We start from the raw sequence: 24566 nt of genomic DNA on the forward strand, positions 1-24566 counted from the left end.
AGGCAGTCGATGCACCGCAGCACCGAACGGCACCGCGACGGGATCGAACAGCTCTACCGAAGCCTGGACTCCGACGACACCGGTACCGCGGTGTCGGTCATCGTTAAGGTGCGCGGCGAGACCTGCGACATCGACTGCCTCTACTGCTACGAGAAGCGCAAGGAGGCACCCGGAGGAGCCCGGGTCAGCGCCGCTCAGATCGGGCGCCTGGCCACCCTCTTTCGGGGCCGTCCCCTCGCCGTCGAGATTCACGGGGGCGAACCGCTGACCGCCGGCACGGAGCACATCGCCGAGATTCTCCGCGAGCTGGCCGCCCTGCCCACGGTCGTTCGCGTGAGCCTGCAGACGAACGGCGTCCTGCTCGACGAGGACTGGCTCGACCTCTTCGAGGAGCTCTGCCCGATGCTGCAGATCGGCATCTCGTTGGACGGCGACGCCCAGGGCAACGCCTGGCGGGTCGGCTACGACGGCAAGCCGGTCTACCCTCGGGTTGCCCGAGCGCTGAACCTGCTGGCCGAGCGGGACCGCAGCGTCGGAGTGATCGCCGCCGTGACCCCGGCCGTACTCGGCCGAGCCCAGGACGTCCTCGACCACCTCGCCGGCTTCGGCTCGGTGAATGCCGTCAGCTTCGTCCCCTGCTTCGACACCACCATCCGTCGACCCACTGCGGCAACGGGCCGTCGGGCCTTGGCCAGCCGCCTGCTACAGCAGGCAGCCGTGGCCTCCGACGGAGGACCGGCCTGGGCGATTCACCCCGACGAGTACGCCGAGTTCGTCCTCGCCGCCACCGCGCACTGGATCAGCGCCGGGCACTTCGCCCGCATCAAGCTCGAACCGGCCGTCTCCACCATCCGGCGCCTCCGGGGACTCGGGACCGGGTTCTGCCACTTCTCCGACCTCAAGTGCGACCACGTCACCCTCTACCCCGACGGCCGCCTCGGTAGCTGCGACGAACTGCCCTGGCCCCAGGCCCAGCTCACCCTCCTGGACACGACGAACGACCAACGCGAGATCACCGAGGCCCAGCAGGGCTCCAACCTCCTGAACCAGGGCAAGGCCCTGATGAACAAGTGCACGACCTGCGACTACCGCAGCACCTGCGGCGGAGGCTGCGTCGCCACCCGCTGGCGCATGAACCTGGCCAGCGACCAGGACGCCTACTGCGACTACCGGATGCGCATGATCGACGGCATCGCCGCCCTGCTCGCCCAACCCATCCACCCCGACGGCGCTTGGTGCCGGACCCTGCGCTGGCGCCCCCGCACCCCGAACAGCATGCGAGACGTGGCCGGCTTCGCCGCCCGCTGGGACGACCGCACCGCGCCCCGCGAAACGGTCAGACTGCACACCAGCTCCCACGGCAACATCAACACCGTCGGGCGACCCGGCATCCACGAGGCCGATGACCTCGACCCCTCCCACCCGCAGTGGCGCGATGCCATCGAACCGGGCGTCTGGCCCCTGGTCCACACCGTCACCCGCCGTTGGAACCTCATCACGTACGACAGCTGCGAGGGCCACGCCTACGCGGGCCTCGACCTGGACCCCGCTGTACGCAAGGTCGGCATCCTCGCGCGCGACCAGGGCGAGTACACCCGCGCTGCCGCTGCTCTCTGCCGTGCCGCCACAGCAGCGGCATCCGGGCTGCCGGCCTCGGTCACTGTCACGCTCGGCCGCTCGGAGCTGACCTGCGAGACCACCGGAGCAGCGACGCCCGTCCTCGACCTCGCCCTCCAGCCGGCCGCCGGCCACGGCTGGGAGGACTACTTCGCCCACCTGGACGAGGCCACAGCTGTGTTCGCGGACGCTCTGTGCGACGAACATCCGAGCCTCAGCCTGGCATGCTCCTGCCCGCTCCCGACCAGACGTACCCCCGGACCCGGACAGCCCGAGGCGGTGAGTCCATGACCAAGGCCATCGACGACGTCACGCTGCACCAGCTCCTCGGCCGCATCGTCTACTTCCACACCCTCTTCATCGACCCCGTCTTCGTCCCCGCCCAGGAACCCGGCCGGGGAGGGGCCTGCTGCAACCACCGATCCAGCGCCCACCAGCGCACCGCCTACGGCCTCCTAGCGACCACAGCGTGGACCGCCCTCGACGAGATCGCCGCCACCTTGTCCGGACACCACACGCCGTGCCCCCACCGGGACGGCAGCTGCTGCGCGACCTGCCGGGTCGCCACCGCCGGCGCCGCCATCGCCGACGCCTGGATCATCACGGAGCACCGCGCCTACCAACGCCAGCCGCCCGTCGACCGCGCCCGGCAGGTCTGCCGCACCGCAGCCGCCGCCCGCCTCGCGCACCCGTTTGCGGCTCAGCATGCCGCGGCATGCCCGGCCCTGGCATCACTCGGCCCCACCAGCAGCAACCCACTGCTGCCCAGCCCGGAGGACCTGCCCCTGACCGGCGAACTGTTCGCGCTGTGGCAGGACCCGCTTTCCACCGCCCATAGCCCCGTGGTCAGTTGGCTCAACCACTGCACCGCCTTGGACGACGTCCACCGCGTACTTGAGACGAGGAGGAACAACCGGTGATCCACATCGCCGAGACCGTCGGCATCGGCAGCGTCGAGAACTTCATCGACGCCACCGAGCAGAACCGCCTCGCCGCCTTGATGAACGGCTTCCTGGCAGCCCAGGACCGAATCCGCTTCGGCGACGAGCGCCGCATCTCCATCCACGAGATCCCCGGCCACACCGCCGAGCAGGCCATGGCCGTCTACGAGCCCGCCGGACGGATCGAGATCCCGAACATCCCCGACGAGGCGGAGAAGCTGCTGCAGCACGCCTTCGACCGCGCCCGCCCGGCCCTCGCCCGCGTCATGCCCTCCATCACCACCTGCCGCCCCTGGACCTACGTCGAGTACGGCCCCGGCCAGCACATCACCAGCCACCTCGACGGCATCGCCCCAGACCCGCTCGCCTGGCCCCGACAGATCGCCGGCATCAGCGTCGTGATCACCTCAGCCGAAGCAGGCGGCGCGTTCTTCGTCGAAACCGCTTCCAGTGACCAGCTCTGGAACACCCAGCCTGCCGACGCCACCCGCCACGGGTACGCCGACGGCATGTGGCTTGCCCACGACGGCGCCGATAACTCCGCCATCTGGTTCCAGCAGATGCCCCGCACCCGCTGGAGCGTCGACCCTGCAGCCGGCACCGCACTGCTCTACGGCTCCCAGCTCACCCACGGCACCCTCCCCGTTGTCCAGGGCCGCGCCGCCAAGTTCATCAGTTGGCTGGCTGCCGAGCCCGACACCGCAACCCCGCACCGGCGGTGACCGCGGTGCTGCTGGCCCTGGAAGGAATCGCAGGCGCCGGGAAGAGCACCCTTCGCGACCGCCTCCTCAGTGACGCCCACAACAAGGGCATCCCACTCAGCCACACCGGCCAGTTCTCCTGGCTGTCACCGCCGGCCACCCGGACCCTCATCGGCCTACGAGCCGGCCGCCCAGCAACCAGCCCCGACGAGGCATCGGAAGCCGCGTGCTGGGATCTCGCCCTCCACGCCCGCTTCAACCTCACCCCCGCCCTGACCCTCGGGCCGGTGATCGCCGACCGGCTCACCCTCTCGACCGCGTGCCTGCTCGCCCTGCTCCATCAGCGGCCAATCCGCACATTCGTCGAACGCCTCGCTGAACAGTCCGCCGTCTGGCCGCAGCTGACCGTCCTGCTCACCACCCCGCCCGAGACCTGCAACGCCCGGATCGCAACCCGGGCGACCGCTCGACGCTTCGTCGAAGATCCGGGCACCGCTCACCGGCTCGCAGATCTGTATCAGCTGGCCGCCGACGCGTGGACCGAGACCACCGGCCTGCCGGTCCTGCGGCGCCCCTGCATCACCACGGCCGACCTCGATCACCTCGCCGCCGCCTGCCTCGACCGGCTTCGCGAGACCACCGTCCCGCAGCCCCGAACACAGGAAACCGCCGATGAACCTGCACCCCCTCCACCCCGCAGCATGGGTCCTTGACCAGGTCCGGGACTCCGGCTGGAACGTCCACGGCCTCCTCGCCTTCACCCGCGCCAGCACACTCGTCAAAGCCAGTCGCCCCGGCCAGACCCCCATCGTCCTGAAGGCCGGGTTCGGCAGTAACCACGTCCTGGCCGAACTCGACGAAGCCACCAGACCCGCCGCCTACGGCTTCTACTGGTACGCGCAGATGACCGAGCCCGAACGGGATCTCGCGCGTAGGGACTTCCTCCACGAGACCGAACTCACCCGCGTAGCCGGCGGAACCGACCACGTCGTCCCCCTGCTCGAGCGCGGCAGCTGCGAACGCTTCGACTGGTACACCATGCCCCACTGCGCGGACGGCAACTTCCGTGCCCTCATGGGCAACACTCCGCGCAGCCAGGGGTTGGGCATCCTCGCCGACGCCGCCGACGGCCTGCACAACCTCCACCAGCGCGGGATCGTGCACCGGGACGTCTACCAGGAGAACATCCTCATCCACGAGGGCCGAGGCCTGATCACGGACCTCGGCGCGGCCCGCCGCACCGACACCCCGCGAGGCCCGGCCAGCCGAAGCCCCGAGGTCCACTGGCCGCCCGAGTACGCCACCGCCTACGACCACGCCACACCGGCCGCCGACGTCTTCAGCCTCGGCGTCCTCGTCTACCGGTACCTGCGCGCGGACATCCCCCGCTTCAGCTCGTCCTGTGAACCCATGGCCTTCCCGGGCGATCTGACGGCCACCATCACCGCCTCCCTCGCCCAAGCGCCCGCCGACCGGCCCGCCATGGACGAACTCCGTGACGCGCTCCGCAGCGTCAGCCGCTCTACCTGACCCGCCCACGTCCAGGAGGCCCCACCATGCGCAGGGCGAGAGCGCCGCCCCGGACGCGAGCATCCGCACGAACAGCTCGGCTCCATCCATCAACAAGAGAGGCACGGATATGGACACCAACGACCGCATCGGCGACTTCCTCGCCGCCGTCGAGGACCTGCGCGGCGAGGACGAGACCGTCCGCACCACCGCCCACACCTCCAGCGTCTCGGCCGAGGGCTGGCCGACCACCGACGTCGACGCCACCTGATCACGCTCGCCCGCCGGCGCTCTGAGCACTGGCGGTGAACACCCCTGGGGCCGGGTCATCCGGCCCTGCCCCAGGGCCCCTTACCTCACCGAGGAGGAACCTGTGGAGGCACCCGTAGCCTTCGACTTCCCGCCCATCCAACGCCTCCACCGCAGCCGGATCGCGAAGATCCACAGCGTCACCCACCCCACGACCGCACCAACCCCGGTCGGCGACGCCGCACTCGACTACAGCCTGGCCCACCACGTGCTCGAAGGCTCCGAGACCGCGGCCCGCAGCAGCGACTCCGCCCTGTTCGACTGGTACGGGGCCAACCCCGACGCCGGAGCCACCGACAAGCTCACCCCTACCGCTGTCGGCCCCCGCATTATCCTCAGCCCCGACCGCGCCGACATGCCCCGGTCGCCGATCTCCGAGACCCCTTACTACGTCCTGCGCCCCGAAACCGTCCAGGCACCGCTCAGCCTCCGAAGCATCGCGGCCTCCGCCTACTCCACGGCCGCCGGCAACGGCTTCGCCGACCTCCTGGCCACCCACGCCGTCGTCGCGTGCCTGCTCCGCACCAAGCAACTCGGCGACACCCTGGACAGCTGGACCATCACACGCCTGCCCGGCACCGTCTTCCTCGACCACGTCAGCGACCCCGTCGTCCTCGCCCGCGACCTGATCCACGAGGCCAGCCACAACTGGCTCAACGACGCTCTCACCGCGACCGCCTGCAAGATCAACGACGGCGAGCTCTTCTACTCACCGTGGAAGCAGACCACCCGGCCTGCCTTCGGCTTCCTCCACGCCTGTTGGGCGTTCCCTCTCACCATGATCTACACCAGCCGCGTCCTGGACCGCACCAGCGGCGACCTCCAACGCTTCCTCGCTGCCTACCTCGACCAGCAGCGCATCCTGCTCGCCAGCACCAGCGACGACCACGCCCACGCACTGCAGCTGATCAGCGACGACGGCCTGCGCTCCCGCCTTCACGCCGTCCACCACCAGGCGCTCAGCCTGTGAACACCGACCACTGCGGCGCATCGGCGGTGGCCGAGCCCGGAATCTCGATCCTGGTCCGCCGCCCCGGCGAAGCCGCCGTCCAACTGCACATCGGGCTGGCCAACCTCGAACACGCTGTTTCGATCGGCCCCGACACCGCATTCAACGTCGGCTCCGTCGCCAAGCAGATCACTGCCCATCTCGTCCTGCTTGCCGCCCAGGACGGCCTGCTCGCGCTGGACCAGCCGGCGAACGCTCTGCTCCCTCGGCTCCAGGTCCGCAACATCACCATCGTCGACCTGATCACCCACCGCTCCGGGCTACGCGACGCCGAGTCCCTGCTCTCGCTTGCCGGCTTCCGCGACCTCGACCACTACACCGCCGACGACCTGGTCAACCTCGCCTACCGGCAGCAGCAAAGATCAGTCCCCGCAGACCAGTTCCTCTACAGCAACACCAACTATCTCCTCCTCACCAAAGTCCTCGAAACCGTCCACGGCACCGATCTGGCTGATCTCGCCCCAACCTGCCTCTTCGGCCCGCTCGGCATGACCGCCACCCACTTCAAGACCGACATGCGGCAACTCATCCCGCACGCCGCCTGCGCCTACCAGCCCACCTCCAACAGCTGGCAACACACCGCCCAGCCCGCCGCTCTGCCCGGCCAAGGCACCCTCTGGACCACCCCTGCCGACCTCGACCGCTGGCTCGGCCACCTCTCCGACCGCTGGCACCAGGGCGGTCTTGGGCTCCCTGATCAGGACGTTGTCCCGTATCGGGCCGCTGACCGCACCCCCTACCTCTACGGAGCTGGCCTGTATGCGGACACTCGTCCTGCACAGCGCAGTGTCTTCCACTACGGCCACGAGCACGGGTTCTCGGCAGCAGCCCATCTGGCTGCGACGGGGGCACGTGTCGTCTGCATGTCCAACAGCGACACCATCGCCGCCGACCGTGTCGCTGCGCGGCTCTGCATCGAGCTCCGAAGGAATCACATCGACGAGTTGGAGGGCGTACTCGCCAGAGCAGCAGACGAGGTGTCCATGGCGTCCAGGGATCCGAGCCGCGCAAACGGAGACAGTACTCAGCCCGACATCGCCGGCCATACAGGTCTCGGCACGTTCGTCTGCACCGACGTACCCGGAATGCTCCGGCTCACTCAGAAGCGTGGCGCCCTCTACCTATGGCGACGAGGCAGTGGCGATCAACTCGTCAGTTCAGGACCGCTCAGCCACGACGGCCCGGGCTACCGGCTGACCCTGCGGTCGGCCGACGGGAACGATGCCGCGCCTGATGCCTTCACCTTGGACCTCGACCGTGCTCCAGGCCTCAACTTCAAGCGCCAATGACAGCGCTGCCAGCCCTCGGACAGCTCGGATTCGCCCCCTGGGAAGCCGTATTCGTCGGCGACTTGGAGGCCGACGTGCACGTCGCCCGCGCGCGGCTGGAGCACGGCGGTCGGCGCGGGCTGGGCTTCGCCGCCCCGCCGTGCTCGCCCAGTCTGGCGTCGACGTCGTCCTCCCACACCTGATGGACGTGATCGCTGCACTGCTCGTTCTGGTAGGCCTGCGGCAGCAGGACGAGGAAGTCAGGCGATCTTGACGCCGGAGCCGCTATCTTGGTTGTGCGGCCACCAGCACACCGTTCTCTCAGTGCTGGCTGCACCACCTGTGAGCGACGGATCTGGAGTCATGGTCTACACCGTGGGGGCGCGAGCTATCTGCGTCGAGCTGGAGAACTGAGAACCCCTGAGTCCCCGTTCTCGGCCCGGCTCGGCGTGTGATCACCCCCCACTCTCCACGACTATTCCGTGAGAGCCATCCGCCATGCGCTCGACGCAGATCCGCTCCACCCTCCTGGACTACTTCACCTCCCGCGGCCACCGCCAGGTCCCGTCCAGCCCGCTCAGCCCCTCCGACCCCACGCTGCTGCTGGCCAACGCCGGCATGAATCAGTTCAAGCCCTACTTCCTGGGCGAGGTCGCCCCGGAGCACCGCCGTGCCACCAGCATCCAGAAGTGCGCCCGCACCTCCGACATCGACAACGTTGGCCGCACCAACCGGCACGCCACGTTCTTCGAGATGATGGGCAACTTCTCCTTCGGCGACTACTTCAAGGCCGACGCCATCGCCTTCGCCTGGGAACTCCTCACCCAGGGCTACAACCTGGAGAAGGACCGACTCTGGATCACCGTCTACGAGGACGACGACGAGGCCGAACAGCTCTGGCGCAAGATCGGCGTCCCCGCCGAACGCATCCAACGCCTCGGCATGGAGGACAACTACTGGTCCATGGGCGTCCCCGGCCCCTGCGGCCCGTGCTCCGAGGTCAACTACGACCGCGGGCCGGCCTTCGGCCGTGAGGGCGGCCCCGCCGTCGACGGCGAGCGCTACATGGAGATCTGGAATCTCGTCTTCATGCAGTCCCAGCGCGGCGAGGGCGACAAGAAGGGCAACTTCCCGATCCTCGGCGACCTCGCCCAGCAGAGCATCGACACCGGCCTCGGCCTCGATCGGCTCGCCGCGATCCTCCAGGGCGTCGAGAACGTCTGCACCACCGACCTGCTCCTGCCCACCCTGAAGGCGGTCCAGGAACTCGCAGGCCGCGACTACCCCGGCACCAAAGAGGAGAAGATCTCCTTCCAGGTCGTCACCGAACACGCCCGCTCCATCGCCTTCCTCATCGCAGACGGCGTCCTGCCCGCCAAGGACGGACGCGGCTACATCCTGCGACGCCTCATGCGCCGCGCGGTCCGCCACGCACGCCTGCTCGGCATCGACCGGGACGTCCTCGCGCCGACCACCAGCAGCGTGATTGCCAACCTCAGCGACGTCTGGACCGAACTCTCCGACCAAGCCGCCCTCATCGAGCAGGTCGTCACCGCCGAGGAGGAGTCGTTCACCCGTACCCTCGCGCAGGGCACCCGGCTGCTGAACGCCGCGATCACCCGTACCCGTGAGACCCGCTCCACCACGCTGCCCGGCGAGGCCGCCTTCGAACTGGCCGACATCTTCGGCTTCCCCCTCGAACTGACCGTCGAGGCAGCCCACGACGCCGGACTGACGGTCGACGACGACCGCTTCGCCACCCTGCTGGACGAGCAGAAGAAGCGCGCCAAGGCCGGCGGCAAGGCCAAGACCACCGAAGCCCTGCGCAAGCAGGACACTTACCGCGAGCTGTCCGCCCACCTGCCCCGCACCGACTTCCTCGGCTACGACCACCTCACGGCAGAGGTCACTGTCCTGGGCTTGATCTCCGACGGAGCCGTCACCACCACCGCCCCCGAAGGCGCCGACGTCGAACTCGTCCTCGACCGCTCCCCGTTCTACGCCGAGGCCGGCGGCCAGATCGGCGACACCGGCACCCTGCGCACCACTGACGGCACCCTGCTCCGGATCACCGACACCCGATACGGCCTGGACGGCTTCCGCGTCCACAGCGCCCGCGTGATCGAAGGCGAGATCCGTACCGGAGCGAACGGCGAAGCCGCTGTGGACGCCGACCGCCGCAAGGGCCTCATGCGCTCCCACTCGGCCACCCACATCCTGCACGCCGTCGTCCGCGCCACCCTCGGCGACCACGCCCGCCAACAAGGATCCCTCGTCGAACCCGACCGGCTCCGCTTCGACTTCGCCCACTTCTCCGCCGTCACCCCCGACCAGCTCACCGAGATCGAAGCCGCCGTCAACGGCCACGTCCTCGACGACCCGGCCGTCCGGGCCTGGCACGCCGACCGCGTCGAAGCCGAGGCCGCCGGCGCCATCGCCCTGTTCGGCGAGAAGTACGGCGACACCGTGCGCATCGTCGACATCGGCGACTTCTCCCGCGAGCTGTGCGGCGGAACCCACGTCGGCCACGGCTCCCAGGTCGGTGCCTTCCGCCTGCTCAGCGAATCCTCGGTCGGCTCCAACCTCCGGCGCATCGAAGCCCTCACCGGCCACGGCACCCTGCGCCATCACGACACCGAGCGCCGCCTGCTCGAAGAACTCTCCACACTCCTCGGCACACGCCCGAAGGATGCCCCCGAGGCCCTGCACAAGCGCCTCGACGCCCTGGCCACCGCGCAGCGGGAACTCGCCCGCCTGCGCGAGGCCGAACTGCGGAGCCAGGCGGGACAGCTCGCCTTGGGCTCCCGCCAGGTCCCCGGGGGCCGAATCGTCTCGCAGCGGGTCACGGGGCTGGGGGCGGCTGACCTCCGCATTCTCGCCGCTGGCACAGCCGACCACCTCCGCAACGACCGCGCCGTGGTCGTCCTCGGGACCGAACACGACGGCAAGGCCCTGCTCGTCGCCGCCATCACGCCCAGTCTCCTCAGCGACGGAGCTGAGGCCAGCCAGATCCTCGCCGCTGCCGCCCGCGCCGTAGGCGGCGGAACAGGCGGCAAGGGACCGGTCGCCAACGCCGGAGGCCGCCGCGTCGAAGCCCTCGACGAGGCTCTCAGCATCGCCGTCCAGGAGGCGACCCATGCCCTCAACCAGTAGACGTCTGCGTGCATGGGCATGCTGTGGGCGGCGGTCCCCACGCGGAGCCGCCGCCCGGTGCATGCCTCCGCCACCACGATCAGCGGGCCAGCAGGTCTTTCACCAGGACGACGCTTTCGTAGTTGGTGACGTTCCACCGCCACGTGTCCACCGGGACGTAGCCACGCCGGCGGTACCAGCCGACCAGCTCGCTCGCCTCGGACGACGTGTCGATCACTACCTGTCCGCAACCCAACGCGGCAATCCGTTCCTCTGCGAGCGTCAGCAGCCGCTGCCCCAGCCCGGTGCCCCGCTGCGCCGGCTCCACAGCCAGCTGCCAGAACGACCCCGCGCCCGCTGGAGCCGGGTACCCCTCCGGGGCCGCGAAAGGAGCCGCCACCGTCACCGTCCCCACTAGCGATTCCTCCATGACTGCGAGCCAGCACTCACCCTTGGATACGCGTTCGGCCGTGTCCTGCGCAGACTGGTACGACGCGAAGAAGACCCGCCCTGCCGCAGCATGATCGGCGTAAGCCTGGTGGAGAAGGAGGGTTAGCTCCGCAGCCGAATCATCCGCCGTGAAAGGCCGCACCTCGACGACATCGGTCGTAAAAGCCGACCTCTGCCCTGGGCCCATTGGCATGGTCATCGCTCCACACCTTTCTACGCCGCACCGGGGCAGCCGATGATTGCTGCCTCTGATCCCATCGCTGCTCTCCCAGTGTCCGCCGACCGGTCACCAGCGGCACGCGGGGCCAGTGCCGACGCCGAGCAGAGACAGCGTGGAAGCGTCATGGCCACGCGGGTACCGGACAGCTGCATGTAGTGCGCGGGAAGGTCGCTACCTCGAATGGAAGATTGACGGCCGGCGGCGACAGGGTCGCCGAGATCAGCGCGTCCTGAAAGCCCGGTAGCTGCTGGTAGGAAGCGATATCCCGGCCCACGAACAGGTCTGCGAGCACGCCCAGCAGGCCGTTGACACGTGCGGGCAGCAGAGAAGACGGGTCCGCGTAGGCTTGACCGAGGGACGCGCCGATGTTGGCCGCCTTCCAGGGGTTGTCCTTCTCCTCCGTGATGCCGAGCCAGCGCTCGATGGTGCCGGTGAGACGAACCGCGCCGACGAAGGATGATCCGGGATCGTTGGCGGACGCCGCCAGCGCGGTGAGCGCGGAACCGTCCTCGCACAACCTCTTCTTACGGTCGTTCTGGCTGGTGGCCATGACAGCGTCCTCGTCCCAGAGGACGACATGCGGAATGCCGAACAGGGAGAGGGTGCTCGCCGCGCGATGCAGCTCGAACTTGCCGAAGGCGCTCAGTACGCCGACGTTGGGGCCGAGCTCGGCCAGGAGGCCCCGACGGGCCAGCCATTCGAAGAACAACACGTCGCTGGGACCTTCGACGACAATCACCCGGTCGGCGAAGAATGCGGCGGCCCGGTGTGCATCCAGGTCGTAGAGAACCCGATTCCGTTCCTCGTCGGCTGCTGTCAGACGGGCCGTCTTGAAACAGGAACGAGAGCCCATGGCGTAGGCCGAGCGGGCGTGGATGTCCGCGAGAACGTTGTTGACCAGAGCGGGGGAGGGCGATGCCACCTCGATCCCGTGAAGCGAACGGTGCACCCGGGTGATCGTCTCAAGGGAGGTTTCGGCCGCCGCTAGAACGGACGCGTTGTGGGTGGTGATCGTCACTGCCGTGTTGCCAGCGGCGACGAGCTTATGTAGGTCGTGGGCGAGCCTCGTCACCTGGGAGGGGTGGAGGAACGCCTCGGGCTCTTCGAACAGGATCCAGCGGAATGTCCCCTCCTTGGCTTTGGCCCGTAGCTTGGCCGCCGCTTGGATCAGCGCGGCGATCATAGCGCGCTGAACGCCGGACCCCTGGGTCTCCAGGGGGCGATGGGTGCCCTCTTGGTGGAGTCGCAACTCGATGAGATGACGCATGATCAGCTCGTTGGACAGCTCGCCTACGTCGACCTTCGCAGACAGGCCCCAGGGCATCAGCGCGTCGTCCAGATCGCTCTCGAGGTCGGTGATGGGCCCTTCCTGCAAGGCGTTGCTCAGCATCCCGAGGGCGGCTCTGGCACTCATGAGCAAGGTCTCGATGTGTCGCTCGGAGAAGGCGAGGAGCAGTACGTCCCGCAACGGCGAGGGACCAGAAAGTGATGTGTGGTCGGCCATGTTGCTGATCGCCGGGATGTGGACGCACTGACCGAGTTTGGCCGCACTGGTCCAGCCGGTCGGCTGCGGTTCGCCACCATCCTGGGGGATCAGGTAGTAGGACCCGGCAAGATGATCGTTGCTCTTGGTGAACCAGCGCCGGATCCGGAGGAGATCGCCATCGACGAGGTCGACGCCGATCTGCCGAGCCTCGGCGGCGTCAACGCTGTAGTCGATCTGCACCCAGGACTCTCTGCCAGGCTCCGTGTGCCAGGGAAGGTCTCGGGCTTCGTCCCAGTCCAGTGCGCCGTAGAACAATAGGACGGCATCCATCAGGGTGGACTTTCCCGCATTGTTCGGGCCGATCAGCGCGCCGAATGGACGTAGGTGCAGTTCGACGTCGAGGGCGCCGCGAATGTTCCGGACGGCCACGCGTAGGGGGCGCATGGAGAGGCTCCTCGATGTCAGCGGGGGAGGAACGGGCTGGGAGCCCCTGAATACGACACGTACAGCCGGTCACGCGCGCGAGTGCACGCGACGTAGAGCACGCATCGCTCCCTCTGCACACTTTCCAGGTGAGCGGCCCTGTCGACTTCCAGTGGAACGATCGCCCGCTCGTGCGGTACCACCCTGTCCTGGACGCCGACGACCGCAACGCACTGGAACTCCAGGCCCTTCATACTGTGCATCGTGCCGACCTGGACCCGGCCGCCGGACGGGCCTGGCGGCTCGGATTCGATGCCTGCGGAGCGAAGGGCGTTCGCCACGTCGTCGGACTTGGCGCTGACCCGGGCCGCGACGGCGATCGCACCAGGTTCAACGCCGTCGGCCAACCAGGCCCGGACTTGGGAGACCACGGCGGCGCGCTCCTCGGACCACTCAGTGAACCGCCGGACGATCGGTCGACGCCCGTGCATAAGCGATTCGTAGCCTTCCCGGCTGTCGGGCCAGCCGTCGAGCTCCTCCTCGGATACCAGCCCCAGCACTCTGACTGCCCAGATGAGAATCTCCTGGGTAGTGCGGTAGCTGACGGTGAGCCGCTGCGTCCGGCCAACGATGTTGACCCCGGTGTTCTTCAGCGGTACCCGGTGCTGCCAGATCCGCTGATGCGGGTCCGCCACAAGGAACAGATCGTCCTCAGCCGGGCGGACAGCCGCCCTGAGCAGCCGCCACTGCGCGGGGTGCAGGTCCTGGGCCTCGTCGACGATGATGTGCTGGTAGATGGCTGGGCCGTCCTCCTGCCGCAGGATCCGTGCCGCCTCATCGGCTAGCTGTAGGACCGACCAGCGCCCGCAGTTTCTTAGCTGGGTACGCACCGCCTCGATGGCGGCCCAGACCAACGGCCGCTCGGATCGGGGCAGAGCCCGGCGGCGACCGGCACGTGCGGCCGCCAGGTACGCATCCAGCGTGGTGATGTCCTGGGAGAGGACCACCTGTTCCCATTCGTCGACCAGGAACTCCCCGGCGTAGTCCGGGTGCACGCTGTCGGCCAGACTGACGAGTTCGCGGGACGTGAGCACCTCCGGGCGACCGCCATGCCGATTGCTGACCACTGACGAGGCAAGCTTGCTCGTGGTAATCACCTCGACCCGGTCGCGATCCCCGGGATTCTCGACGAGCTGGTTCAGTTGGCGGGTCAACTCAGCGGTGAGTGGGTGGCTGTATGTGGTCAACAGAATCGGCGTGCCGCTGTCGTAGAACCCGGCAAGATGCGCAGCCCGGTGCAGGGCAGTCACCGTCTTGCCAGTGCCCGCGCCGCCGGTGATCATCACCGAACCGGAATAGGGGTCGTGGTAGGCAATCCGGCGCTGCATCGGATGAAGGAAGATCCTCCACAGCGCGAACGGGGGACGCAGCAGCTTCTCGAGTTCTTCGGGACCGCTGACGAGCGCGACCTGGTCGGGGGTCCGCTCGATTGCCGCGGACAGGTCATCCGGCTCTACCTGGTCGGGCTTGGCAGCGTTGACGAGATGCTTACTGACCTCTCCCCAGGTCTCCTCGATCGACATGCCCGAGGCCAGTGCAACGAGGACGTCGTACTGCAGTGACGGCAGCATGTTTTGGAGGGCGTCTAGGTGCGCCTCCCTGGTCAGCAGTCGGACGATAGGAAGCACCTGATCGTCGATGCCAAGTGTGCGGAGGTCCGAATCCTGGACATGATCGAACAGCCGGGCCGGTGTAGTCTCGGCTGCCAGACGCAGTGTGCCGGCCATGTTCTGCAGCCGTGTCTCATCGCGCATCTCCAGGACGCCGAGGACGTGGTTGACGGTGAACAGCCTCGTCGTAGCCCAGGTGATCGCCTCGTCGTGCGGCAGGACACGCAGCAGGCAGTAGAGCTCTCCGGTCACCGGTGCCAGGACGACTCCGCGATAGAACTGATTGATCCGGATCGTCCTGATCCGAGGGTCTTCGGCTCGATTGAGCTTCTCCAGATGCAGTCCCGCGTGCGTGGCCTGGGCAAACTTGCCGAGTGCGGCCTGCACAGCCTTCTGGACCGGCTTCTCCAGCTTGGCGTACTCAGAGAGGAACTCCTTGGCGATCGCCAACTGCGGCACGGTCACTCCTCCGACGGGGTGTGCGACCCTCATGGTAGGTCGTTGATGATCTGTGCAGGGCAGTATCGTATGAGGTTCTCTGACCCGCCTTGACTGACGACTGGGGGCTCCGCCTGTGGCGAAGCTGACGTTGCCGCAGCTGGAAGCGCATCTGTTCGGCGCGGCCGACATCTTGCGCGGCAAGATGGATGCCTCGGAGTTCAAGGAGTACATCTTCGGGATGCTGTTCCTCAAGCGCTGCTCCGACCAGTTCGATACGATCCGGGCCCGGGTCATCACTGAGCAGATCGAGGCGGGCCGGACAGAGGCCCAGGCCGGAGAGATCGCCGACAACCGGGCGTTCTACCGGGGTGGCGACTTCTTCGTGCCGACGGCGGCCCGTTGGAGGCATCTGGTCGGTAAGTCGGCCGAGAACGGCGTCGCGGACCTGCTCAACAAGGCCTTGGCCGCGCTGGAGACCGCCAACGTCACAGCACTGCAGGGCGTGGTCGGGCACATCGACTTCAACCGCAAGGTCGGCAAGACGTCGCTGTCGGACCAGAAACTACGGGCCCTGATCAGGCACTTCGACCGCTACCGGCTCCGCAACGAGGACTTCGAGTTCCCCGATCTGCTGGGCGCCGCGTATGAGTACCTCATTGGTGAGTTCGCCGACTCGGCGGGTAAGAAGGGCGGGGAATTCTACACCCCGCGCGGCGTCGTCCGGATGATGGCGCGCCTGGTCGATCCGCACTCGGGCATGCGGGTCTACGACCCGTGCGCCGGTTCTGGCGGCATGCTGATCATGTCGAAGGAGTACGTCGCGGAGGCCGGTGAGGATGCTCAGGACCTGCGACTGTACGGCCAAGAGGCCAACGGCGGCACCTGGGCCATCTCGAAGATGAATATGATCCTTCACGGGATCGTCAACGCCGACCTGGAGAACGAGGACACTCTCGCCAATCCGCTGCACATCGAGCCAGACGGTTCGACGCTGACGCTCTTCGACCGGGTGCTCACGAATCCGCCGTTCTCGCAGAACTACGTGAGCGCCGGGATGAAGCACTCCGACCGCTTCGAATACGGCTGGACCCCCGAAACCGGCAAGAAGGCCGACTGGATGTTCGCCCAGCATGTGCTTGCGGTGCTCCGGCCAGGCGGCATCGGCGCCACGGTCATGCCCCATGGCGTGCTGTTCCGTGGCGGCGAGGAACAGGTGATCCGAAGGAAGGTAATCGAGGACGACCGGCTGGAGGCCGTCATCGGCCTCGCCTCGAACCTGTTCTATGGCACTGGCATCCCGGCGTGCATTCTCATCCTGCGCGGCCCTGGCCTTCGCCGAGCCTCCCACCAGGGCAAGATTCTGTTCATCAATGCTGACCGAGAGTACCTGTCCGGCCGCGCCCAGAACTACCTCGAACCCGAACACGCCGAGAAGATCGTCGCCGCCTACCGCGCCTATCTGGCCGACCCGACACATGACATTCCAGGCTTCGCCCGCGTGGTATCGCTCAAGGAGCTCGAAGACAACCAGTTCAACCTCAACATCCGGCGTTATGTCGACAATACCCCGCCGCCGGAGCCCCAAGATGTCTGGGCACATCTTCACGGCGGTGTCCCGAAGTCCGAAGTCCGTGAACACGAGGCCGCTTTCCAGGCATACGGCGTGGACGTGCACTCTCTATTCGTCGAACGGGACGCCGGCTACTACGAATTCCCGGCGGATGGCTGGCGGTCGGCTGCTGACCGCATCCCCGAACTGGCCGCGCCCGCTGAAGCACGTATGCGAGACGCCTTCGATGAGTGGTGGAGTCGGCACAGCAAGCGCCTGCGTGAGCTGCCCGATACCCGCAAGGTTATGGACACCCGCGCCGAGCTGCTGGAGTCCTTCGTCGCAGAACTCGAACCCCTCGTCATACTCGACCGCTTTCAGCTCTCTGGCGCGGTCGCCTCCTGGTGGGGAAGTGTTCAATACGACATCCGCACGCTGGCCTTCCACCAGTTTAGTGGAGTTGTCCAGGGTTGGCTGGCGACGATCCAGACCGCTTTCGCGGATGACGAAGCGGCGGTACTGAACGCCCAGCGTCAGGCAGCTGCCAAGCGTAAGACTCGGGAACATCCGCTGGTCCCATACGTTCTCGCCGACTACCTCAGCGAGCTTGAAGAGGCGGAGAATCTGCGGGCCGAACTCGATGCCAAGGTGAAGGCCGTCACTGCGACCTCTGAGGATGAGGACGACGAGGTCGAGGACGTCGATCCCGTCATGTTGAAACGCCTTCGCGCTCAGCTCACCGCAGCCAAGTCCGAGGCCCGCAAGCTGGAGGCCACCTTTGTTGAGGAGCTTGGCAGGGGCGTCCGTGAGATTCACATGGCCGAGACCGAACCCGACTTGGTCATGCGAATCCTTAAGGCCGACCTCAGTCGCCGTCTCGACACCTGCCTCGCTATTGGCCGCAGGGCCCTGATTGACCGGTATAGCAGGTGGGCCGCCAAGTATGCGGTGACCCTTCCCGAACTCGAAGCCCAGCGCGCGGTTGCGGCCGTCCGAGTTGATGAGATGCTGCGGGAGCTCGGCTATGCATAGTGTTCCCGACGGCTGGAAAATGCGATTTCTAGCAGAGCTCGTCAGCCTGCCAAAGACACAAGTAGATCCCACCCAGCGGTCGTACCGTGATCAACCTCTTATCGCGCCGGATCACGTGGAGCCTGGAACTGGTCGACTGATCTCCATCAGTACCGCCGCAGAGCAGGGAGCTATTAGCGGCAAGTACGTGGTCCAGGCCGGCGACGTTGTATACAGTAAGATCCGTCCCGCGCTTCGAAAAGTAGTGCTGGCGAGATTTCCAGGACTTTGCTCGGCTGACATGTATCCACTAAGATCTCGAAATGAAATCGAGCCGAGGTTCCTTCAGGCAATCCTTCTGGGTGAGGATTTCTCGCGATTTGCTGATTCCGTATCTGGACGTAGCGGAATTCCAAAGATTAATCGATCGGAATTGGCTGAGTACCAATTTTTGCTCCCACCTTCGGAGGAGCAGCGGCGGATCGCAGAGGTCCTCGATGCGGTTGATGATCAAATTGAGACTGCTCTTCTTGAAGCTTCGAAGCTGCGACTTCTGCGCTCGGGTGCGTTGCGGCGTGCAATGGATCCTGGGCTAGGGCTTATTCGTTCAGTCGAAGCTTCGCGCTTTCGGGAGATTGATGGACTATCGGTTGATGGCTGGTCTGCGATTCGACTTGGCTCTTTGGTGTCGCGAATCGACGCGGGAAATAGCCCGGACCTGGAAGATCGGCCAGCGGCTAGTGGTGAGTGGGGCGTCCTCAAGGTAAGCGCGGTAGGGCGGCATGGGTTTCGCCCAATGGAGAATAAGGTAGCCCCGCACAGGGTGCTCCATCAAGAAAGCCTATGCGTCCAGCCAGGTGATTTGATCATGACGCGGGCAAATACTGCTGATCTTGTTGGGCTTAGCTGCATTGTTGAAGAAGTTCCATCAAATCTGATGCTGTGCGACAAAACGCTCCGCCTGGTGGTTGATGGTAGGAAATCTTCGGTCGAATTTGTCAATCTGGCACTGGAGGTGGATGAGGTGCGAACGCAGATTCAGATTGCGGCCACCGGGACCAGTGCGAGCATGAAGAACATTAGCCAGTCATCCATCCGCGCCTTGGTTGTCCCATATTCGGCGACGGACATGGAGCGTATTTGCCGTCTTGATGCGGCACATCGCAAGATAATCAGCCTTCGGCAGGCGGAGCTGCTTAAGCTTCGGGAGCTCAAGCAGGGGATTATGGAAGACCTGTTGATTGGGCGGGTTCGGGTCTGAACGGTCAGGTGTGCCTCGGCGCCCAGATGACTTGGCCCGGCTTGTGGTTGAGGGGCGACAGTCGGGAAAATAGGATCTCCGTAGCGTGGTGCGGTGTCCATAAGCAATGATTTGGGTTGCTGCCAACGTATGCCGATGTGAAGCGAGGGGGCGCTCGTGTCCGGGCCAGAGTATGTACAGGTTGAGGCTCCACTGCTCCGCCAGTTGATGCTGATGGGGTGGGAACACCTGCCGGGCCAGACGGAGGGCGCGTTCAAGCCAGAGGACCCGACGGCGTCCGGGCGAGAGTCGTTCGCCGAGGTGCTGGCGGAGTCGCGACTGCGAAAGGCGCTGCGTGACATCAACCCGGGGCCGGATGGGGCGCCCTGGCTGGACGACGCGCGAATCAGCCAGACGCTGGGTGAGCTGACTCGGATTACGGCCAGGGGTCTGCTGGAGGCCAACGAGCTGACGACCGAGCTGTTGATCAAGGGCGTCACCGTGCCTGGACTGCCAGGCTGGGACGGAGGCCGGGATCAGCGCGTTCACTTCATCGACTGGAAGCACTGGCAGCGCAACGAATTCGTGGTCGTGTCCCAGTTCCGGGTCGACGTGCCGGGCACCAGCGGGCTGAAGCACATCGCACCCGACGCGGTACTGCTGGTCAACGGCATCCCCTTGGTCGTCGTGGAGTGCAAGAAGCCCAGTAAGGGCGACGCAATCGCCGCGGCGGTGACGCAGCTGAAGCGGTACGCCGGCCAGGGCCGCAGTCGAATCCCCACCGGAAATCCAAAGCTCTTCCACAGCGTCCAGCTGACCGTGGCGACCTGCGGGGAGCGGGCACGCCTGGGCACCTTCACGGCCGACACCGAGCACTACGTACCCTGGCGCGATCCGTATCCGCTGACCGATGCGGTCATCGCGGCAGGGCTTGAGTGCGACGAGCGGTCCGTCACCGAGCAGAACCGGCTCACCGCCGTTGTTCTGCACCCTGAGCGGCTGTTGCAGATCATCCACAACTACGTGACGTTCATGACACTGGACAACGGCATCCGGATCAAGGCCGCACCGCGCTACCAGCAGTACCGCGCAGTCGAGAAGACCCTGGAGCGCCTGCTGACCGGTGACACGCGCGAGGAGGATGGTGCCCAGGACCAGCGGGGCGGCATCATCTGGCATACCCAGGGCTCGGGTAAGAGCCTCACCATGACATTCCTCGTCCGCCGCATGCGGTCGATCCCGGAACTGTCTGCGGTCAAGGTCGTGCTTGTCACCGACCGGACCCAGCTGCAGAAACAGTTGTCCGAGACGCTCCGGCTCACCGGTGAAGAAGTCGAGGAGGCCAAGAGGGTCAAGCAGGCCAAGCACCTATTGGCGGCCCAGGGCCCGGGTATCGTCGCCGTGATGATCCAGAAGCAGCAGGACGTGGCGGCGCGGTCCACCGATGGCGAGCTGGGCGAGGCCGTCCCCTCACTTGGGGAACTCAACGACGGCACCGCGATCGTGGTCCTCATCGACGAGGCGCACCGGTCGCACGGCTCCACACTGCACATGAACCTGCTGGAGGCGCTGCCCAACTGCGCCCGGATCGGCTTCACCGGAACCCCGATCATCATGGGTAAGCAGAAGAAGACCTCCCAGATCTTCGGCAGCATCATCGATACCTACCGGCTGGCCGACGCCGAGGCCGACGGCGCAGTCGTGCGGATCTTCTACGAGGGCAATACCGTCAAGGGCGCGGTCAGGGACGGACGTGACCTCGACGAGGTCTTCGAGGACCTGTTCGCCGAGCAGAGCGACGAGGACCGCGAGGCCCTGCAGCACCGGTACGCCACCAAGGGCGATGTGCTCGAATCGGAAGAGCTGATCGCAGCCAAGGCCAGGCACCTACTCAGGCACTACGTCACGACCGTGCTGCCCGGCGGGTTCAAGGCCCAGTTGGTGGCAAACAGCAGGGAGGCGACACTGCGCTACCGGGCGGCTCTGCTCGCCGCGAGGGACGAACTGGTCCGCCAGGCCGAGACTGTCCCGGCGCGGTTGCTCGACTCTCCGCTGGACCAACTGACCGCCCGACAGATCGCGCAAGTCAACGCGCACCGGAATCTCGACCTGCTCCGCGCCATGGATTTTGTGCCCGTCATCTCACCGGGCACTGACGACCACGAGGAGCGCTTCGCCGAGTGGACCGCGCAGAAACCGCAGGAACGCAGGGTCGACGACTTCACGAAACCGTTTCCGCCGGAACTCGGCCCGGATGACCACCCGGTCGCATTTCTGATCGTCAAGTCAATGCTGCTGACCGGCTTCGACGCACCGATCGAACAAGTGCTCTACATCGACCGCTCGCTCAAGCAGGCCGAGTTGTTGCAGGCGGTGGCCCGCGTCAACCGGCCGGCCAAGGACAAGAAGTGCGGCTATGTCGTCGACTACTTCGGGGTCGCCAACCATCTGACCGAAGCGCTCAGGGCCTACGCCGCCGACGATGTCGATGGAGTCCTCGTCGACCTCCGCGAGGAAGTCGCCAAGCTGGATCCGATGCGTCGCCGCCTCCTAGCGGTCTTCACCGACCACGGGGTGACCCCCTCCGGGACGACCCTGGAGGACTGTGTGCTTCTGTTGAACGACGGGGCCCGGTTTGACAGGTTCGAGGCCGAGCTCAAGCGGTTCCTCACCACCATCGACGTCATCCTGCCCGAGCCGACCGTGCGCCCCTTCCTCAATGACGCCACCCTCTATGCGGAGATCGCGATGCGGGCCAAGCGCAGGTTCCGAGTCGACGGTGGCGACTTCGACCCCAGCGCGTACGGTGCGAAGGTCCGGCAACTGCTCGACGATCACCTGCTTTCACTCGGCATCGACCAGAAGCTGCCCCCGGTGTCGCTGACAGCGGACGATTTCGAGGAGAAGGTAGCGGCACTTCCCGGTGCGCGAACCCGTGCCTCGGAGATGGAGCACGCCGTACGGGATCACATCGAGATTAACCGGGGCAAGGACCCCAGGTTCTACAAGCAGCTCAGCCAGCGCCTCGAAGAGATCCTGCGCAAATTCGCTGAGAACTGGGAGCAGCAGGCCGCGCTCCTCGCCAACCTGGTGGCCGAGTTGCGAGCGGACCGCCCTGCGCCGGACGACCCGCTCAGCCCGGTCGAACGGGCGCTGTACGGCGTCATACTGGAGGAAATCGCGCGGGACGGGGTGATCGACCCGGAGACCGACCGGTGGTTGTGCGACATCAGCACTGGTGTGTTCACCATCGCCCAGCAGGTGACCCATCGGCGTGATTTTTGGCGGAGCCCGGTCGACCAAGAGGACTTCCGGAGTCAGACCATCCAGTGGCTGATCGCCATGGACACGGTGGCGATCGACAAGGTCGACTCACTCGCCGACCAGTTGGTGGACGTGATCAGACACCGTCGTACGGAGATTCCGCGCCCCTGATCGCCGGACCTGGTGGGGAATGTCGGCGACGGGTGCCAGGATGTGACCGTGAAAGGTTCAGCGGCCGTCGAGGTCCTGCGAGTCGACGACCTCGACGTACAGGTGCGGGTCAGCGAGCATCGGCGGCAGGTCAGGCTGACCGTCGAGCGTGACTCGACGGTCAACGCCACCGTCCCCCCGGGGACCGGGCAAGCCGAGCTGGTCAAGCTGATCAGAAGCCGGCGGCGATGGCTGTACGGCAAGCTCGCCGAACGCGAGTCGCTGAGCAACGGCAGACCCTCGCGTGAGTACGTCTCCGGCGAGGGCTTTCCCTACCTGGGGCGCAACCATCGGCTGCTAGTGGTCGAGACCAGCCCGGCCGACGTGCGGTTGCTGCGAGGTCGGCTGGAGATCCGACAGGATGTGCTCCGCGACCCGTCCATGGCCCTGATCGCCTGGTACACCCGGCGTGGTGAGAGCTGGTTGCCTGACCGGCTACAGCCGTGGGCCGCGCGGTTGGACGTGGCTTACGGTGAACTCCGGGTCCGTCCTCTGGGCTATCGCTGGGGGTCGTGCTCGCTGCATGGCCATCTCAACATCCATTGGGCGACCATGCAGCTGCCGCCCGATCTGATCGACTATGTGCTCGTGCACGAGCTAGCCCATCTGCACGTGCCCGATCACAGCGAACGATTCTGGCGAATGGTTCAGCGGGCCATGCCCGACTGCGGTGCCCGTCGCGACCGGCTGAGACGGCTCGGTCCCGATCTCTGGCTTCCGGAAACAAAGATCACCACTTGAAGGCGAAACGCCGGGTGTGGGTAGGACCTATCGGCCGTCGGCCTGGTAGGTCTTCTTCCACAAGACGCGATGGCGGGGGTCGCCTTGGCCGGTTCCGCTCACGTGGGCCAAGCGACTCCAGGGTGGCGCCGCTGTTCCAGACGCCGAAGCGGTCGCGGTGGATGGCGATGATCGCGTTCTTCTGGGCGAAGACCTCGGCGGGGCGGGTGAGGCGGGTTGTGGTGACGAAGATGGCGATGTCTGCTTTGAAGTGCTGCTTGGCGCCCGGGAGGTCGCGGACTTCGCGACTCGCGATGGAGGCGGTGGGCGTGTAGCGCTTGCACTGGATCACCATCTTCCGGCCATCCGGCAGGCGGCCGAGCACGTCAGCTCCGTTGTCGCTGGCCTCTCCTACTCGCTGGACCTCGGAGCAGCCGTCTCGGCGGTAGAGGTCGGCGACCAGCTCCTCGAACTCGGTGCCGGTCATCTTGTCCACGTCGGCGAGCGTCCGGTGGCCGGCCCGCACCAGCTCCTCGGCCCGCCACTTCCGATCGCCGCTGCGAAGGAGGCGGTCAGTGCGCCATAGCCGCCACCCCAGTGCGCCAACACCACTGATCCCGGCTGCGCCGAGGAGGTACGGCCAGATCAGCGACCAGAAAGCCGTGAGGAGAAGCAGCAGCACAACGGCGCCAACGGTGGCTGCCTTCCACAGGTTGTTCCGGCGCTTCCGCCCGGATGAGCGACGTCCGCCTCGCTTGGCCATGCGGTCCCCCTCCCAAGATCCCGGTCAGCAGTTTTAGGCACGGAGAGGGCTCGTGGGAAGACCGCCTCGCAACTCGTCACCCCAGGAGGCGGTTCTGTGGGCTTCCTACGACTGGTCGTGATCGTCGATGGCAAACTGGCTGTCAGATCTGTGAACTGGGCGCTCGGCGTGAGAGGCTGAGGTGCGGCGGCACGTCGTCCATGAGCCCGCGAGCGAGCGCTGATCGGGGGACCTGATCAGGCCGTGCCAAATCCGTGCCAGAACGGGCGGCGAACGATGGTCCGCAGTGGCCAGAACTGATCGCCTCATGTGCCCACCTGGCCAGGTATCGCCGCAGGTCAGGGCCCTTTTTGGGGCCGAAGGGCCAAAGATTCCCAAGCTTATAGCGCGAGTTCGATTCTCGTCGCCCGCTCCGAAGGAAAGCCCCAGGTCAACGACCTGGGGCTTTCTCGTTGCCCGGAATCGCCAACTGCAGGGGTGCGCGACTCAGTTATGGAGTTGGCCCCAGACGACTGACGCGCACCTGCCATAGGCCGGCGCCGACAACGCCCCTTCGAGCCGGCGGTGCGGTGCGGTGCACACCCCCCGGTGCCGGTATCCGCCAATCGCCGGGACACACCACGTCACACGCCT

General features: G+C 66.5%; 18 protein-coding genes. 14 read left to right on the top strand and 4 right to left on the bottom strand.

Annotated elements, in window-relative coordinates; translation table 11 throughout:
* The first annotated feature begins 9 nt into the window (after nt 1-9).
* The 10 genes from J2S46_RS20215 to alaS all read left to right on the top strand — a co-directional run bounded on the left by J2S46_RS20215 (nt 10) and on the right by alaS (nt 10507).
* Nucleotides 10-1908, top strand: coding sequence for a radical SAM/SPASM domain-containing protein (locus J2S46_RS20215; protein WP_191288622.1), 1899 nt, complete (start codon nt 10-12; stop codon nt 1906-1908).
* Complete coding sequence (locus J2S46_RS20220) at nt 1905-2537, top strand: hypothetical protein (protein WP_191288621.1); 633 nt, start codon at nt 1905-1907, stop codon at nt 2535-2537. Before J2S46_RS20215 ends, J2S46_RS20220 begins: the two co-directional genes overlap by 4 nt.
* The gene (locus tag J2S46_RS20225; RefSeq protein ID WP_191288620.1) at nt 2534-3280 is read left to right on the top strand and encodes a hypothetical protein; all 747 of its coding nucleotides are present in this window, start codon (nt 2534-2536) and stop codon (nt 3278-3280) included. The genes J2S46_RS20220 and J2S46_RS20225 overlap by 4 nt, the downstream gene beginning before the upstream one ends.
* 5 nt (nt 3281-3285) lie before the next feature.
* A complete protein-coding gene (locus J2S46_RS20230) occupies nt 3286-3972 on the top strand; it encodes a nucleoside/nucleotide kinase family protein (protein ID WP_191288619.1) in 687 nt (228 codons plus the stop codon).
* Complete coding sequence (locus J2S46_RS20235; protein WP_191288618.1) at nt 3932-4789, top strand: protein kinase domain-containing protein; 858 nt, start codon at nt 3932-3934, stop codon at nt 4787-4789. Before J2S46_RS20230 ends, J2S46_RS20235 begins: the two co-directional genes overlap by 41 nt.
* Nucleotides 4790-4898: 109 nt before the next feature.
* A complete protein-coding gene (locus J2S46_RS20240; protein ID WP_191288617.1) occupies nt 4899-5039 on the top strand; it encodes a hypothetical protein in 141 nt (46 codons plus the stop codon).
* 102 nt (nt 5040-5141) lie between these two features.
* Nucleotides 5142-6047, top strand: coding sequence for an aKG-HExxH-type peptide beta-hydroxylase (locus J2S46_RS20245; protein ID WP_191288616.1), 906 nt, complete (start codon nt 5142-5144; stop codon nt 6045-6047).
* Nucleotides 6044-7375, top strand: a complete 1332-nt coding sequence (locus J2S46_RS20250; RefSeq protein ID WP_191288615.1) for a serine hydrolase domain-containing protein — start codon at nt 6044-6046, stop codon at nt 7373-7375. Before J2S46_RS20245 ends, J2S46_RS20250 begins: the two co-directional genes overlap by 4 nt.
* On the top strand, nt 7372-7557 hold the full coding sequence (locus J2S46_RS20255) for a hypothetical protein (RefSeq protein WP_191288614.1): 186 nt from the start codon (nt 7372-7374) through the stop codon (nt 7555-7557). The genes J2S46_RS20250 and J2S46_RS20255 overlap by 4 nt, the downstream gene beginning before the upstream one ends.
* 295 nt (nt 7558-7852) lie before the next feature.
* Nucleotides 7853-10507, top strand: coding sequence for an alanine--tRNA ligase (gene alaS, locus J2S46_RS20260; protein WP_191288613.1), 2655 nt, complete (start codon nt 7853-7855; stop codon nt 10505-10507).
* A 79-nt stretch (nt 10508-10586) separates the two neighbouring features.
* Here alaS and J2S46_RS20265 read toward each other — a convergent pair whose 3' ends face one another.
* From J2S46_RS20265 to J2S46_RS20275, 3 genes are all read right to left on the bottom strand, one after another.
* Nucleotides 10587-11135 (bottom strand): GNAT family N-acetyltransferase, encoded by a 549-nt coding sequence (locus J2S46_RS20265; RefSeq protein WP_191288612.1) that lies wholly within the window; start codon nt 11133-11135, stop codon nt 10587-10589.
* A gap of 142 nt (nt 11136-11277) precedes the next feature.
* On the bottom strand, nt 11278-13086 hold the full coding sequence (locus J2S46_RS20270; RefSeq protein WP_191288611.1) for an ATP-dependent nuclease: 1809 nt from the start codon (nt 13084-13086) through the stop codon (nt 11278-11280).
* Between the two features lie 17 nt (nt 13087-13103).
* The gene (locus tag J2S46_RS20275) at nt 13104-15194 is read right to left on the bottom strand and encodes a 3'-5' exonuclease (protein ID WP_191288610.1); all 2091 of its coding nucleotides are present in this window, start codon (nt 15192-15194) and stop codon (nt 13104-13106) included.
* 115 nt (nt 15195-15309) lie between these two features.
* Here J2S46_RS20275 and J2S46_RS20280 point away from each other — a divergent pair, with 115 nt between their 5' ends.
* The 4 genes from J2S46_RS20280 to J2S46_RS20295 all read left to right on the top strand — a co-directional run bounded on the left by J2S46_RS20280 (nt 15310) and on the right by J2S46_RS20295 (nt 23191).
* Entirely contained in the window at nt 15310-17757 is a 2448-nt protein-coding gene (locus tag J2S46_RS20280) for a type I restriction-modification system subunit M (RefSeq protein WP_191288609.1), read from the top strand.
* On the top strand, nt 17750-18997 hold the full coding sequence (locus J2S46_RS20285) for a restriction endonuclease subunit S (protein ID WP_191288608.1): 1248 nt from the start codon (nt 17750-17752) through the stop codon (nt 18995-18997). The genes J2S46_RS20280 and J2S46_RS20285 overlap by 8 nt, the downstream gene beginning before the upstream one ends.
* Nucleotides 18998-19153: 156 nt before the next feature.
* Nucleotides 19154-22411, top strand: a complete 3258-nt coding sequence (locus J2S46_RS20290) for a type I restriction endonuclease subunit R (protein WP_191288607.1) — start codon at nt 19154-19156, stop codon at nt 22409-22411.
* Nucleotides 22412-22459: 48 nt separating this feature from the next.
* A complete protein-coding gene (locus J2S46_RS20295) occupies nt 22460-23191 on the top strand; it encodes a M48 family metallopeptidase (RefSeq protein WP_191288606.1) in 732 nt (243 codons plus the stop codon).
* Here the strand turns inward: J2S46_RS20295 and J2S46_RS20300 are convergent.
* On the bottom strand, nt 23181-23933 hold the full coding sequence (locus tag J2S46_RS20300) for a restriction endonuclease (protein ID WP_229912236.1): 753 nt from the start codon (nt 23931-23933) through the stop codon (nt 23181-23183). The genes J2S46_RS20295 and J2S46_RS20300 overlap by 11 nt on opposite strands.
* Between the last annotated feature and the right edge of the window lie 633 nt (nt 23934-24566).

The sequence above is a fragment of the Kitasatospora herbaricolor genome, from assembly GCF_030813695.1.
Classification (GTDB): domain Bacteria; phylum Actinomycetota; class Actinomycetes; order Streptomycetales; family Streptomycetaceae; genus Kitasatospora; species Kitasatospora herbaricolor.